The organism is Microcoleus sp. Z1_B2 (assembly GCF_036700325.1).
GTDB lineage: Bacteria > Cyanobacteriota > Cyanobacteriia > Cyanobacteriales > Microcoleaceae > Microcoleus.
Genome location: NZ_JAUBOQ010000004.1, coordinates 123,489 through 138,100 on the forward strand (window position 1 = coordinate 123,489; position 14,612 = coordinate 138,100).

General features: G+C 44.4%; 10 protein-coding genes. 6 read left to right on the forward strand and 4 right to left on the reverse strand.

The genetic code is table 11. The features are described from left to right. Positions 1–268: 268 nt before the first annotated feature. From QT984_RS03550 to QT984_RS03560, 3 genes are all read right to left on the reverse strand, one after another. Complete coding sequence (locus tag QT984_RS03550; RefSeq protein ID WP_333147741.1) at positions 269–616, reverse strand: transposase; 348 nt, start codon at positions 614–616, stop codon at positions 269–271. 54 nt (positions 617–670) lie between these two features. Further along, positions 671–1,081, reverse strand: a complete 411-nt coding sequence (locus QT984_RS03555; protein WP_333147739.1) for a hypothetical protein — start codon at positions 1,079–1,081, stop codon at positions 671–673. A gap of 73 nt (positions 1,082–1,154) precedes the next feature. Then, complete coding sequence (locus QT984_RS03560; RefSeq protein WP_333148364.1) at positions 1,155–2,282, reverse strand: hypothetical protein; 1,128 nt, start codon at positions 2,280–2,282, stop codon at positions 1,155–1,157. Positions 2,283–2,347: 65 nt separating this feature from the next. On the opposite strand from QT984_RS03560, the gene QT984_RS03565 reads away from it, so the two are divergent. Beyond that, a complete protein-coding gene (locus QT984_RS03565; protein WP_015179625.1) occupies positions 2,348–2,521 on the forward strand; it encodes a hypothetical protein in 174 nt (57 codons plus the stop codon). A 2-nt stretch (positions 2,522–2,523) separates the two neighbouring features. After that, on the forward strand, positions 2,524–3,147 hold the full coding sequence (locus QT984_RS03570; protein ID WP_333148362.1) for a siphovirus Gp157 family protein: 624 nt from the start codon (positions 2,524–2,526) through the stop codon (positions 3,145–3,147). 235 nt (positions 3,148–3,382) lie between these two features. Here the strand turns inward: QT984_RS03570 and QT984_RS03575 are convergent, their stop codons facing one another. Then, a complete protein-coding gene (locus tag QT984_RS03575) occupies positions 3,383–3,607 on the reverse strand; it encodes a hypothetical protein (RefSeq protein ID WP_015179627.1) in 225 nt (74 codons plus the stop codon). 188 nt (positions 3,608–3,795) lie between these two features. On the opposite strand from QT984_RS03575, the gene QT984_RS03580 reads away from it, so the two are divergent. The 4 genes from QT984_RS03580 to QT984_RS03595 all read left to right on the forward strand — a co-directional run bounded on the left by QT984_RS03580 (position 3,796) and on the right by QT984_RS03595 (position 14,383). Continuing rightward, the gene (locus QT984_RS03580; RefSeq protein ID WP_333373169.1) at positions 3,796–7,329 is read left to right on the forward strand and encodes a hypothetical protein; all 3,534 of its coding nucleotides are present in this window, start codon (positions 3,796–3,798) and stop codon (positions 7,327–7,329) included. A gap of 373 nt (positions 7,330–7,702) precedes the next feature. After that, complete coding sequence (locus QT984_RS03585) at positions 7,703–10,105, forward strand: hypothetical protein (RefSeq protein ID WP_333147373.1); 2,403 nt, start codon at positions 7,703–7,705, stop codon at positions 10,103–10,105. 136 nt (positions 10,106–10,241) lie between these two features. After that, the gene (locus QT984_RS03590) at positions 10,242–10,856 is read left to right on the forward strand and encodes a hypothetical protein (protein WP_333147371.1); all 615 of its coding nucleotides are present in this window, start codon (positions 10,242–10,244) and stop codon (positions 10,854–10,856) included. Positions 10,857–11,179: 323 nt separating this feature from the next. Next, positions 11,180–14,383, forward strand: a complete 3,204-nt coding sequence (locus QT984_RS03595; RefSeq protein WP_333147369.1) for a hypothetical protein — start codon at positions 11,180–11,182, stop codon at positions 14,381–14,383. The last annotated feature ends 229 nt before the right edge of the window (positions 14,384–14,612 follow it).

Consider the following 14,612-nt stretch of genomic DNA (forward strand, 5'->3'; position numbering starts at 1 on the left):
TTCTTAACCCAAGCATATTGGTCTATGGTGTTCGAGGGAGAGAGGATTTGACAATTTTTGAAGGTCATTGAGCTCTACAATTTAAATGCAGTACAACTTACTAATTGCATAAATAGTTGCAACTGAGTGTTGAGTTTTATGATTCTACTCAACACGCAGTTGCTTGTGCATAAGTTCTGTAGCTACTGCTTTTGCCAGCGAGCATCTACCCCTCGCCCCCGACATTGCAAACGCCCAGCATCTCTCTCCCGGCGCAATAAACGGCGAATTAAATCAATGCCCACTGTCGGACACCTTTCCTGCAACCCTCTAATTGAACTGCGGGTATCCCTTTTTTCCTGGTTTCTTGGCGAAAGCAATTAGCCCAAAAACGTTGGATAGCAAAAATGGCACGTTCGGCAGAAGCCTGACGTGCCATCGAATTAAGCTTACCTGCCCATTCAAACTCTTTTGCCATAATGGCGCATTGTTTGTACAGGTCAACTAACTTAACCCCTTGATTCTCTGTCCAATACCTAAGAGTTTTATTTCGGACAAATTGAGCCGTCCTAATCATCTCGTCAATGACTCGGTATTGCTTCCCTTTGGCTTTCAACTTAAACTCTAATGTTATCATTCAAATATCTTACCGTATTACGAAACACTATGTTTACAAAATGCGTATGTTTAATCATTCTTTACACTTTATAGAAACTAAAGCCGTCCTAGAAGGACGGGGCTTTAAACCCAATTTTTCTGATAAAATAAACCCTGTACTAAAAGGAATGTGGGTATAATTGGTGTGAATTGTAGTTAGCACGTCCCGATAACCCGCAATTTCTTGTTCTGAACTATCGCGCGGCGTTGTTTTTTCAGTTACTAATTTCTTAATCCGTTCTAGCGGCACAGTAATTCCTTCAATGCGGTTAGAAGATTCGGTACTCTGAATAACCGCAGCTTGGCGCAAAGTGCCTAAAACTTGTGGCGCTTGTTGCTTAAATAACTCCTGCTTTCCCTTGTACTCTCCAACTAAGCGAATCGTTTGCAAAAGTCTTTGGTTGAGTTGTTGACTTTCAATGAACCCCTCTTCAAATGACAGCATATCTATTTTATCTCCTTTGTATTAATTATAAACATTTATCGCAGTCAATAACTCGGATATTGCGTGTGCTTAATCAAAACTTTGAAAGCCGATCGCAAGCAGAACCGACACCAAATCCAGGTAAATAAGTAAGGCGATAGTTGCTTTTAGCCATAGCCCTTGCCTCTCTTGTTGTCCAAGGTTTGACGCTCAGCAAATCGGGTTGAGTTTCCAGTTGCTTTAAATAAGAGCGATCGCCCGTTACAAAGGCGATCGCAATCGCCAGGAATTTACAGCAGCTCAAAGGAGCCTGAACCACCTGCTTTTCAGTAAACCTAACCACAATCCAATTCCACTCTAAGAATAATTGATTGCGGCGCATATCCCTGTCAGCATCGCAACAGTGAGTGGGCTTCTTAGATTTGCCAGCATAAGGTTCATCAATCTCGACATCAATTCCGAGTCCAGATGGAGTGTGAATTACAGTAAAATCTGCTGAATAGCTCCTCTGAGATAACGGAATTTTAAACTCTGCTGCTTGGACAACTTCCTCGAAATATTGCTGTAAGTATTGCAAAAAGCGTTGTTCACTCACTCCTTGCCGAGCTTGAGATGTGCCATTAGGACTAACCCGAAGTGACATCAAATCCTTGAGCGCTCGATTTCTGTGATGTAAGTCAATTTTTACACTTTTAAAAACTGTCTGCAACCCTTCTTTTCCTAGCTTAAAACTAGAAAATTCCTGCTGTTGGTTGGATAATATCTCTTGTTGGTATAATATCTCTTGTTGGGATAATCTTTTTTGTTGGGATAATATCTCTTGTTGGGATAACATCTCTTGTTGTTTGTACTCAAGAACTTGCTGCTTATACCTGGATACCAGCTTTTGGCGACAACCAAACACATAACTATAAGCAGCCGCAATTAAACATGAATAAGCAGCTACTACCAACAGCATTTCCCACCACAGCCAACCCCAAGAAATAGCTAATAGCGGAAGTGCGATCGCACCATAGAGCCAAAACACCCAAATTAACCACAGCAACTTGACAGGTAACACCACAGGTGGTTGAGGCGGAGTCAGCAAAACAACAGGTTGCTCGAATTGTTGAGTTTCTTGAAGTTGGGATGAGGTGGCACAACTAGAAGTTGCCTCTGGCAAAGGATATTGATGGCAGAATTGCATTACCACTTTTGGGTAAAAAACTATAGGATAATTCATAACTTTAAATACTCCTTTTTTTAAGAGCGCGGTCGCGCTATTTTTAAGAAAGTTTTTTGAATTGTATGCAAAAAATCACCCAGTCAAACTCACAAAATTTAACTCATTCTCAACCAGTTAGCAAAATTCAAAAGGACAAACAAATCTCTCTTAAATCCGACCCGGAAACAATGGCTGCGCTTACTCAACTCGAAGAACGCCGCGATTATTATCACACCTGCATCAACGGAGGATACTAAGCATGAATTTAGCCACAGCGACGCTTGCTCAAAGTTCAATAACTGCGGCTCAAGTTTGGCATCAACTAGAATCTGCAGAAAGCTCAGAAGAAATCGACCAACTGCTGCAATCCCTTTGGCAAACCCAAGAAACCCAGGAACTCGCTGTTGATGCCCATGCCGACTTAGCCGACCAAATTGATGCCGAAATTGCAGGAATTACAGCGCGAATGCAGTATTTGATAGAACTGCATTCAAGAGCTCTCAACAAACTCCAGGGGTGGAGAGAGCGCTTAGACAAAACCGTTCTCTACTTCAACGAGTGCGGCGTGTTAACTTCCGAAGTTATTGGCAAACACCGCCGCATTACTGTCAAGGAAAATCCGCCTACCTGTGAAGTTTTGATTGACCCATCTCAACTGCCAGAACCCTATCGCCGAGTCGAAACAAAAATCGTAATTTCTGCCGACAAAAAGGCGATTTCAGACGCTTGGAAACAAGGAATGCCTGTAGATGGCACTAGGGTTTTTCGCAAGCGCAAAGTGGTTTACAGCTTGCTTCCCGGTAACAATTTGCACTCTCTTCAAGCCAACCAGACGCTTGAGAGTCGTTCTTCGGATAAAACGCCGTCCAAAAAACGGCGTTAGCCATCTCTTCAGGTGTCAGGAAGGCCTTGATTTGACACCTGAATTATTAGACATATCCGAATTAGACCCCTCCGAATTATACCATTTATGAAAAGTCATGCAACAGTAGCAACAGTAGGTTGATTTCGTGAAATAAACCCAACGATGCAAATTGTAGCAAGACTTTTTAGAAATGGTATTACAATGTGACACGTTTGTTTTGTAAGAGCGAAGACTTAATTTCGGTCGGTATCTCTTATAAATCAATCCAGTATTGAGGGTTCTCCACTTGTTCTTCGGTGACGTTGAACAACGTTGATGCTCTACCTTTAATAACCCCGTCAGCATCAAAACTCAAACCGCCAAACTGCTGACTGTTTTCACCTTCTCCAAAAGCAACGCGAGCAAGTGCATCGCTATCGCTATCAGAGAAATAATCCCGTTGGCTTTCCATAGCCGTAGTTGTGCGAACTACTTTCACTTTTTTTCTCCACATTGGGATTGTCATTCTGATTGTAACACGCTACTTCTTTCTTCTAAACCCTCCAATTGGAGGGGGAGAATATCACTCAGTAGCAGGAATTTGTGAAGTAACAACCTTGTCAAAATCGGGACTATTACTGTGCGTAAGTCCTAAAAATGTAAAAACTAGGATTCAGGAGCTAATCAATGAGCAGAAGAAAACTTACCCCAGAATATCGCTCCACAGAATGGGTAGCTGGGGAAGGACTAAAAATCCCAGTCTTTGATATGTCCTTGGCTGACGGTAGAGCAAAGGGGCGGTACCAAGCTGAATCAGAAGTGCTGCGTAACTCCCTGCTTGAACTGCTTTTTGAACCTGAAGAATTAGCATCCCTAACCATCGTTAAACCAGACCAAAATGATAGCAGCTTCGACCCTCTGAAAAACATCGATTTCGGAGATGGTATTACCAGAAGAGTTGCTTTCAGCTCCGGCAAAAATGTGTACTTTGCAGACATTGAACTCTCAACCCAACTGTTGAGCGTATTCAAAACCCAACCCGACCACGCCTGTCGCTACGGCTCACTGCTAGTTAGCAGTTGCAACCAAGGAGCCAAATTGTTAGATAGCTCCCTTGACGGCGAAACCTTGCGACTCAAAATTGTTGATTCTCAAAGCGATGACCAAAGTGAAAAAGCGAAAGCTCATAAGTGGCAAACCGGAGACTGTCACGGTAAAATTTCACCGGCACTAGCCCAACAATTAGGAGGGAATTACAACCGACCTTTTCAATTCAGATTTGCCTGGATGCAGGAATGGGGACAAGAAGACTGCCACACTCCAGAAATTAGCTTTCTTGCCAAAGGAACGCTGTTGCCTGATGCTAATTTAACCTCCGACTTGGATTATGATATCATTATGGATCGCTCCTCTATCAAAGGAGTTGCTAAAGAGCAATTAGCTGAACTTATCCCCTGTGGCGACTACGAATTTCCCAAAGCTATACTGGGAAACCGAGGCAACGCCAAAGTAACTGAATACGAAAATTCCTGGCAATTTTCGATTTGGTATTCCGAAGCAGCTATTGGGGCTGACATAGCCACACCGACCAAAATTGAAGCCCAAAAGCTAGCTGACTTGCAAAATAACCGGCTGCAACTTGCCAAATACTTAGTGGAGCAGCACGACAAAAAAGCTGCTTTTCAATCTAGCCTTCACGAAGACAGCAGCGGATTAGAAGACGAAACAGATGAAAAAGCCCAACGCAACGAATCCCGGCTAATTTCAATTTTGAGGAACGACAAACTCGGTCAACTCCTCGACTTTCCCAAAGTCGTCGATTTCATGCAAGAACAACTGGCTAAAAAGTGGAAAGACTTAGCAATTAAGGGAGCAATTCATCATGGTTCAGCAATGGCTCAACCTTGTGAAAACCTCCAACCCGGTACAATTGTGGCCCCCCACTTGCGACACGGCACAGAAGTCATCGTTACCCGATACCCAATTGTCAGTAAAGATAACATCCGCCGCTACACAGTAGACAACAAAAGCCATCGCGCATTAACGAAATACAAAGGGTGCGTTTTCATTCACCCAGACCAAGCCATGCAGCATCACCAATGCGATTTTGATGGCGATCAATTAGTGATTACGCCTGCTTCCCGAATGCCGAATATCGCCTCTGAAACCAGGCACGCTAATCAAGAGAATGAGTACGATGCAGTTGAGAAGCGAGAGAAAGTTGACTACACTAAAGCTACCGATAGTGATGGCGATCGCAAGTATACCAAATTGCGGCAAATTGCCGTAGCGATCGCCCAAAATAAAATCGGCTGGGTGGCTACCTTAATCGGGAGAGTGCAATCGTCAGCAGCAGAACCGGGACAGCCAGAAAGTTTATTCAATCAACAGAAGCGGCAGCTTCTTGGAAAGCTGTTTGATGCCCTGCAAATTGAAGTGGACAGTCCCAAAAGTGCTACTCGTACAGAAGACCACCACCCCACCTTGTTGTCCAAGGCTAAGCAGTGGTCAGAACAGCACCCAAGCTACCTATTTGACTACAAAGACGACCCCAGGCTTTACAAAACGGTGCCATTACCTATAGGAGACGGCACCGCTATCAATTGCATCGCTAAGGAGGCTGTTAATCCAGAGTGGGAACCGACTCGTCTAAAAAGCCGCCACCGCGACGAATTTCGCTACTTGTTTGAGTCTCCTTCTGACTTAGATGAGCGAGAAAAATGGGAGAAATATTATGTCAGGTGGGCACAAGATATTAAGGAACGCTATCGAGAAAGGATGGGCGAAATTCACTCGGAGTGCGGCGGCGATTCTAAGGCAATTAAAGAAGCAGTCAGCAAGTTATACGAGAGCTTAAGAGCCGATGTAACTGAAGCTTGGACTGACCCTGAAGAACGGTTTTTAGCTGCTAGTGCGATGTGGCACGTCGAAACCGCAAATCCCAACTTAGAAGTTCCTCGCAAAGCTTGTAAGGAACTTTCTCGCCAACTGGTGATTGAATTCACCCTTGAACCTGAGTACGAGCGACTGCACGAAGCAATGCCAAAAGACACTTACGTTCTGAGCGTCCCTTTCGAGGAATTTGAACTGGACGGCAGCGGTAAGACTGTCAGGGATAAGAAGCGACAGCCAGTTGGCAAAGACTTAGCTGGACATTGGAAAGAATTGTTAGACAGCAAAGGCATTAAATATGAAGCAACTTTGCATCTGAGTCTGCCAATGGTCAATTTTGCGTTAATTGAACCCAGCGACAAACTGGTGGGAATTCTTGAGAGGAAATTTGGCGAAAATCTCAACGACATCGACAGTTTAGACTTAACCTATCGTGATGGTCTTGGTCGCACCAAAGATGTCAGTTCACGCATTGTAGCTCCTGCTGATTATACTTGGCTTGAGTCCCAAAACCAAACACCTAAAGCAGCATTGGTTCTCAACTTGTTTACAGATGAAATTTGCCAGCAGTTGCAAACCTTTCAGTTTGACAGAGCTGAACTGATTGGACAGAAGTACAATGACTTGAAAGATGTTGACTTTAGCAGTCCCAAATGGAGGCAGAAAACATTGACTTTTGAGGTGGGTTCTGTTAGCGGTACCGATTCAAGGCGCGACGGTAGCCCTATTGTTCTCCTTGACGGACAAGAATTAGCCATGTTCTCTGCTAATTCACCTAAATTGCCGATCGGCACTACCTTTGAGGCCACTATTGAACCCTCGCCTAAAGGCAGCGCTCTGATCTTAAACATCAACCCTAGTTCTGTGCAACTAATTGAATCAGTTGAGGAACTTTCAGAAGTCGTACCAACTCCTTGTCAAGGGCGATCGCAATCCGTATCGCCAACTCCTTGTCAAGAGCGATCGCTTGTATCGCCAACCCCTACCCAAAACAAACCACCGTCTCAACCCCAAGACATTGCTGCCAGCCCCGCCCACCTCTCACAATTGCTGAAAGATGCGATTTCTGAAGCATATAAGCAAACTGGAGAAACTACAATCCCTGTGGGAAACTGGACAGCTTTTATTACCCAATCTCGCAACAATGTTAGGTGTTTAGTCAGAGATGAAGCTGATAATCCGGTCTTAGCTGCTGACTTGAAAACAGGTCAAATAATTAAGAAGCTTTCTGAAAACAACAGCTCTCAGTTTATCAAATACCTCAGAGAGGTTGATGTTGAATTAGCTTCTACATCTTCAAAAAAAAGAGATGCAGATACACAACTTTAATATCAACTACCGCACATCTAAGAGCGGGTAGGTGTGAACACCAGGAAAGCTCGTTGACCGAACAGTTAGTTTTTTAGTGAGTTTCAAACAGGGGATAAGCTGTCGCGCCTTTAAATTGTATACTTCAATCTTTGTGGGAAAAGCGTCAAAGTCTCTCCCCCTCTCTCTTTCTCCCCCTCTCCCCCTCTCTTTCTCCCCCTCCCCAACCAACAGATACTTTAGATGCGTAGCAGCTTAATTATTAGTGGGCGACGATTCCCCCTCCGATTGGAGGGGGTCACTTTAACTCCCCAAAACCGCACTTTAGAGTGAAGTCACTAGCCATACTGCTCGAATTTCATGGGAAATATCCACTCACCCCGCCACAAAGATTATGCCCACAAAAACAGCATCCCGAAGCCGAAGCCAGGGAAATTACATCACCCCTAACACAGCCGAGGGCAAGAAAATCCTCAACTACCTAAGAAATCGCTGCGAGAAAGCTTTAGATTACTGCCAGGAAAATGGACTCACCAGCGTAGAAGATTTTGCCGATGCAATTGAAGAACTAACGGAAGCCGACGGCAAACCTGGCATTAGCGTGGAGGTCAAGCACAACGGACTCGTCCTCAGTTTGAGCGATCGACCTGAGTACGGCTCTACCACAGGAAAATACATGATGGAACACTTGGGAGAGCCGGACGACAACCGATTTACTAAAACAGGAATTGAAGCATTACTCGATTCGCCTCGAACTAAAACAAGGTCTAAAAAAGACAATTTACTAGATGAATTGGATGATGAGCAACCCTCCCCCAAGTCTAAATCTAAAGCTGCAACTAAGTCTAAAAAAGACGATTTACTAGATGAATTAGAGGATGAGCAACCCTCGCATCGATCGAAATCTCAAACGGCAAACAAGTCTAAAAAAGACGATTTGCTAGATGACTTAGAAGATGATGAACCATCGCACAGATCGAAATCTAAAGCCAATATCAAATCCAGAAAAGATGAAATAGAAAATTCGGATGACGACGAGCCATCACCCAACTCTCAAACCAAAAGAAGATCCCGAAAAGATGACGTAGATGAGTTGGAGTCGGAAGAACCACTGGTTAAATCTAAAGCCTTAAGCCGCTCTCCGAGAGATGAGCTAAGTGAGTTAGATGAGTTTGAAGTCAAAAAACCTCAACCTAAAGATAAGTCTCCAACTAAAAGCCACCTTCAAAACTCTGAACAAGAAGATTTGGAAGAAGAAGAATTATCAGCTAAATCCCAAACCAAAAGAAAACTTCAGACAGATGAACCGGTAGAAATTGCTGAATCCTTAGCAGCCACACCTTCCAAAACCAGAACTAGCCAACAGCGACCTCAAGGCAAAAAATCAAACGACCAGAACATCGATAGTATCCTCGATGCTGCTGTACAAGTCAGTGGTAGAACAGCCATTTCTGGAAGTGAGGTAGAAGGTACAACTGTCAGCGGCATGAGTGCTCAAGTTGCGGTTCTCGCTACTCTGATTGGCAAAAAAGCAGCTTCTCAAATTATAGAAGCTGCTCTTGGGGCTGGAAAAGAGCGCCAAGTTGCCGATATTGTCAAAAGGCTCAAAGCTCAAAGCCAGCGAGCTGACTCGCTCTCCCAGCGAGTTACCAACTTGGTTGAAGCGGATTCAGTTGCAGATGCAATGGTTGAATCCGAAGCTTTACCAATAGCTGAACCGGAGCCAGAACCGGAACAAAACATCTTACCTGAACCCGATGCCGAACTTGTGTCAACACCCGGTATGCTCTTAGCTAAAGCTGTTAACAAAGTCCACGGAAAAGTTGATAAAATTTCCGGGAGTGTGAGAGACAACGATTCTGAAAAAACGGCTTCTATTAAAATTGACACAGAGGCGAGTTTTGAAGAACAACTCGTACAAATAAATGAAGCACTCAACCGACTTGAAAAGCGACTCGATACCCTAGAAGAGCGAATAGAAGCTTTAGAGAACAAACTTTCTCTTCAAAGCGAGACAGGCGTTCAAGCTGTGGATACAAAAGTAGAACCGCCCGACAGCTCGACTCCATCTCTCAGCGACCAATTCGTACAAAACGCAACAGAAATAGATGAAAAACTTTCATTAGAATCAACAATTCCAACTAGCAGCGCTAACGCTACTGCTAAAAAAATTACTCTGACAGCCCAGAATTTTACTCAGGACTCCCAACTTGCAGCAACACTGGCAAAAATTTACAGCCTAGCTGAAGAAGAAGCAAATGCGGAAGGCATTGCATTAGAAGATGGCGTTGATTTGGGAGAAGCCAAACTTTATGTAACAAATTTTGACTCCTCTACCGCTATCAGCTTAAAAACGAAAGAAGGCGAGGAAATGTTCTCAGCAGTACAGGATAAAACTGGAGAGTGGAAAGTGACAAACGACTTCTTGAAACCTGAAGAAAAAGAAGAACTCGACCGCTTAAAAATTTTTCAACAAGCTCTCAACCAAGAACGTTTAGCTGAAATGGTAAAGAGAAGCAATCAAGATGAAATCAGCTTTACCGATTCCCAAGGCTCGCGCCTCGACTTTGAAGTCGAATTCAGCGATAAATCCAAGTCGAAGGGTACTGTCAAAGGCTTTAACTCTCACAGCGAGATAGTTTTTGAGGCTAGCCTCCAAAAAGGTAATGTTGAGGTACTTCTGTGCGACATTCCACCAGAAGTAGTTGAAAATCTCCTCTCCCAACAGCAACTTGCTCCAAACCAGAACTCCAACAAGCAGGAAGCGAGAAAAACTGAGGTGGAAATGGAAATTTGAAATAATTTTTTTCACTTGTACCCTCCATTTGGAGGGGGTCACTCTCACTGTATAGAATCACCTTTTTTGGCGATTTTGCAGGGATTAGATGCAACTTAAATTAGCATTAAAGCACTAAATTAATCGAGATAGTGACATGGCTACTTACTTAGACCAAACAAGAAATGAACGAAACCGCAACTCATTATCACGCTGGTTAAAACAACAGAAAATCAAACTGGGCGACCTTCCATTCCTCGGCATTTGCCTAGCCTCGCTCATCTACTTCAGCATTCACGACCCGCTCCTAATAACAACTTTAGGCTGCTCCAGCATAGTCTTTTTGAGTTTGTGGCACACCGCTAAAGCAATCCCAATTGTAGAGCGATATATCGGCTGCAAAATTCGATTTTGGCACATTACCACTGCCATCATCACCTCCACTGCACTGTGCTCCGTGCTCGATTCCCCCGCCAACGCCATCTTCCTCTCCGGCTTAGAAGAATTCATGAAAGAGCTAGCAGAAGGAGCCTCTTCAGCGGGAGGCGAAGCCATTGATGCCGAGGTCATCGAACTGATTTTTAACCTCATTCGTGGTGCTTTTCTTTTATTAGTAGCATCCGCGTCTCTTTTTGCTTACAACCAAGCGCAACAAGGTAATGACTGGCGACCAATTGTTACCCAAGTCGCCTTAGCTTTTGCCATTGTAATTGCCATTGATGTAATAACTTTCCTCTTCGTTGGTAATGGCGGTGGCGGAGGTGGAGCTTAGGGAAGAAGGGGAAGGGGAAGGAAGGATAATTTTTCTAGTTTGGAGTTGAACCTTATTCTCTGATTTGTCAAATTGTAAAAATCAAAGACCGATTTGATAATGAGGTTATTTTAAGCAACTGTTTCCACCCCTACTCTTATTTATGGAACAAAACCAACATACTGAATAGTGGGGATTAACAGGTAATAATATAGCACTCTGTTTTTCTTTCCGTTTCCCTGCTTTAACTCCGAAAATCGCACAAGTAGCAACAAAAGCTATTAAAAACCCGGTTTTCCCTTCCCCTTCCCCCTCCTTTTTCCCTTCCCCCTCCCCTTACTACCATGCTCAAAGACCCAGACAAAGACTTCATCTCCGTCAATAAAATTCTTGGCAAACAAGCCAGCATCGGCATCATTCCAGCGGAACAGCTAATTCCGTGGATGCTAATCACCGTAATTTCCTACATCCTCACCAACGGCTTATTCAGCTTAGGAATGCCTTGGTTTTTCACCACTACTTTCTGGCTAATTGTAAGCTGGTGGCTCCTGACAGGTAACAAACCTCACCTTTTTGTAGACAGGTTTAGACCTCCGCCGGGGAACGAGTGGTACAACGGTAATCTTTTATACCTTTCTCCCCTTCCCCAACACCGACCAAACCCGATTCGCCACCGAATCAGCGATTCACAAGTCCGAGTCAAACTTAAACCCAAAGTTGCTCCCACTCAACAAGGAGGTAACAGCCGACTTATGCCCTTCCAAAACTACCAAAACCTCCTGTGTTTAGTCACTATCAAAAAGGATGGTCGAGAAGTTTCAGGTTACTTACTGAATGAAGGCAGTCAATACCAAATTGTATTCGGATTCGAGACGGCTGGCTTTCACAACATTCTCTACCGCCATGAAGTAAACAATGCAGCCACCGCCTTAGAAGAGGGACTAAAAGACATTCCTCCAGGCGAAAAAATGACCTTTCACACTGGCTGCTACAGCAGCGATTGCGTTCGCCAACAAGAGTTAACTGAATTGGCTGACAACTGTCACCTCAAACCCATTTCTGTACTCGTTCGTAACGAACAGAAACGCATTCAAGAACTCAACTTAGCAGGCACCCGACAACTGTGGAACCAAACTATTTTCTGCACTTGGACATTCAACGCTCAATCTGGCTCCAAATCCAACGACCCTCTGAGTAAATTCATCAATGGAATTATCAACACAGCCAACAGCATTGCTGCACAATTTACAGGCAACGAACGCATCTACTCTGAACGCTTTTACAAACAACTGCTACTCGACGCTTTCGAGCAAGGCTACATCCAATGGGAACTCTTACTAAACACCAAAATTGGACTGGAAATTCAACCCATGAATGCCCAAGCACTATGGGGCTGGCTGTGGCAAAAATTCAACAGCGCACCCATACCCCCTATCCCCCAACTTCTCACCTTAAAAGAAACCGCATCCGACTACAAACTCACCGAAACCATCAACAGTCACAAACACGCCTGCACCATTTTAATTGAAGGTATGAGCGGTCGTTCGAGCTGCCCGGAACACAGAAAAGCTAGCTCACGCATTTTGCTCCCCGGCAGAAACGCAGAATGCGGCGTGCTCACAATGGAAGACAGCCCCGGCGGTTGGCTCAATACCAGAGAGCAACTGCAATGGCTGTGGAAAATTATGAGCAACAGCTACGTCCGCGATACTGAAGCCGTTGTCGAAATTAGCGCCGCTCCCAACTTTATTATTCAAGACAACTTAGCAAGGCAAGCTAAACAATCTAAAACTGCCAAAAAACGCGCTTTAGAAAAAGGTCAAGGTCGCGATGTAGGAGCCGAAGTCAAACAGGAAGAATCCTTTGAAGCCCAGAAAAAAATGTACAAAGGTGCAAGAGCAATTCACGCTGCTGTCACCTTCTTAGTCTACCGACCAACGCCGGAGCAACTAACACACGCTTGCCAAATGCTCTCCCACAGCTTCGGCTCTGCCAAGGTATTAAGAGAGCGCAACATTGCTTGGCAACTGTGGCTAGAAACTTTGCCCATTACTGTAAGCTGGCTGTTGCACAGCAGTTCGCTAATTAACGAACGCCGCCTCACCTTAGACACCGAAACTGTCCCCGGTATTTTGCCCTTAACTGCTGTAAGGGACATCGACTCAAAAGGAGTTGAATTCATTACCAAAGGCGGCAAACCCGTGTACGTTGACCTCATGCACAACCAAACCAGCCGCGCCGTTATTACAGGTGAATCCGGTTGCGGTAAAAGCGTTGTAGGATGGCGATTTGCGGTCGATGCTTTAGCCGCTAATATTCCAGTAGTCGGTATGGACATCTCAGCAGGAAGCGGCAGTACCTTTGAGACCGCAGTGAAACTGTTAGGCGACGACGGTGCGTACTACGACATCACCTCTGGCAGCTCGAATCTACTCGAAATACCCGATTTGAGGCGTTTTGACAGAGAAGAGCGATCGCGCCGACTAGACCAATGGAAAGAGTTTATCAGAAAAGCGCTGACTATTATCAGCATGGGTAAAGTCCGCGACCCAAAATTAGCGCAGCGAGTCGATGCCATTTTGCTGCTAACTCTGAAAAAATTTCTGGAAGACCCAGACATTATCGAGCGCTACAATACTGCCTTTGAAAAAGGCTGGAAATCGACCGCGTGGCAAGAAATGCCAACCCTCACAAACCTCCTGAAATTCTGCACAAAAGAGCAACTAAACCTACAAAACTTTACCGACTTCGACCGCATTGCCATCAACCAAATTATCACTCAATGCAACGCATTACTAGCCTCACCTTTAGGGAAAGCAATTGGCAGACCGAGTACATTTTCACCCGAACCCGCTGTTAAGTTTTTTGCCCTTAGCGGTCTGGGCAACGAACAAGACCAGTATTTAATGGCTATTAACGCCCACGCTGCTTGCATCCGCAACGCACTTTCTCACCCTAAAAGCCTATTTATCGGAGACGAACTTTCGATTTTGTTTAAGAAAGACGGATTTGCTGAAGTAGTAGGCGAACTCTGTGCAGTGGGTAGAAAGAATGGCATTTCAGTGCTCTTGCTAGCCCAAGATATCGACAGTATTTGTGACTGTAGTGCGGGAACTATGATTATGCAAAACATGGTGTATCGAATTACCGGAAGATTGACATCAAACGGAGCCACTTCTTGGATTAAAAATTTGGGATATCCGGCTGAAATTATTAGCCAAAATGCCACAGAAGCTTTCCTTCCCCGAGCTGCCGACCTTTATTCCAATTGGCTAATTGAAAAAGGAGGTCGTTTCTGGCAAAGCCGATACTATCCAGGCGAAATGATATTAGCAAGTGTGGCTAACAATCAAGCTGAATTGATGGCTCGCGCCCGAGTGATGGCTCAATATCCCAATACGTTAAAAGGGCAATTGCTAGCACTCAAACAATTTGCCTCTGAATATGTACAAGCCGTTAAAGAAGGACGTTCATTAACCAATATTGGCAAGAATGCAGTCACTGATATCAACGGACACAAATCCCCTCAAGACCTCATGGCTAGCTAGAACGTTTGGTGGATTGAGAAGTGCGTTGATTTTTGCCATAAAAATTCTGTAGGAATTGGTTGAATTAAAGTGATGACAATTATTGCTCAAACATGACTAATGAAACCAGCTATAGCAATCAGAGCGAAGATTTACGAACAAGTTTTTTTGAACCACAGAGAACACAGAGGACACAGAGTATGAAAATAGAGAGAGAAAAAGGGGTTTATAACTGATAAGTGAGTGCTGT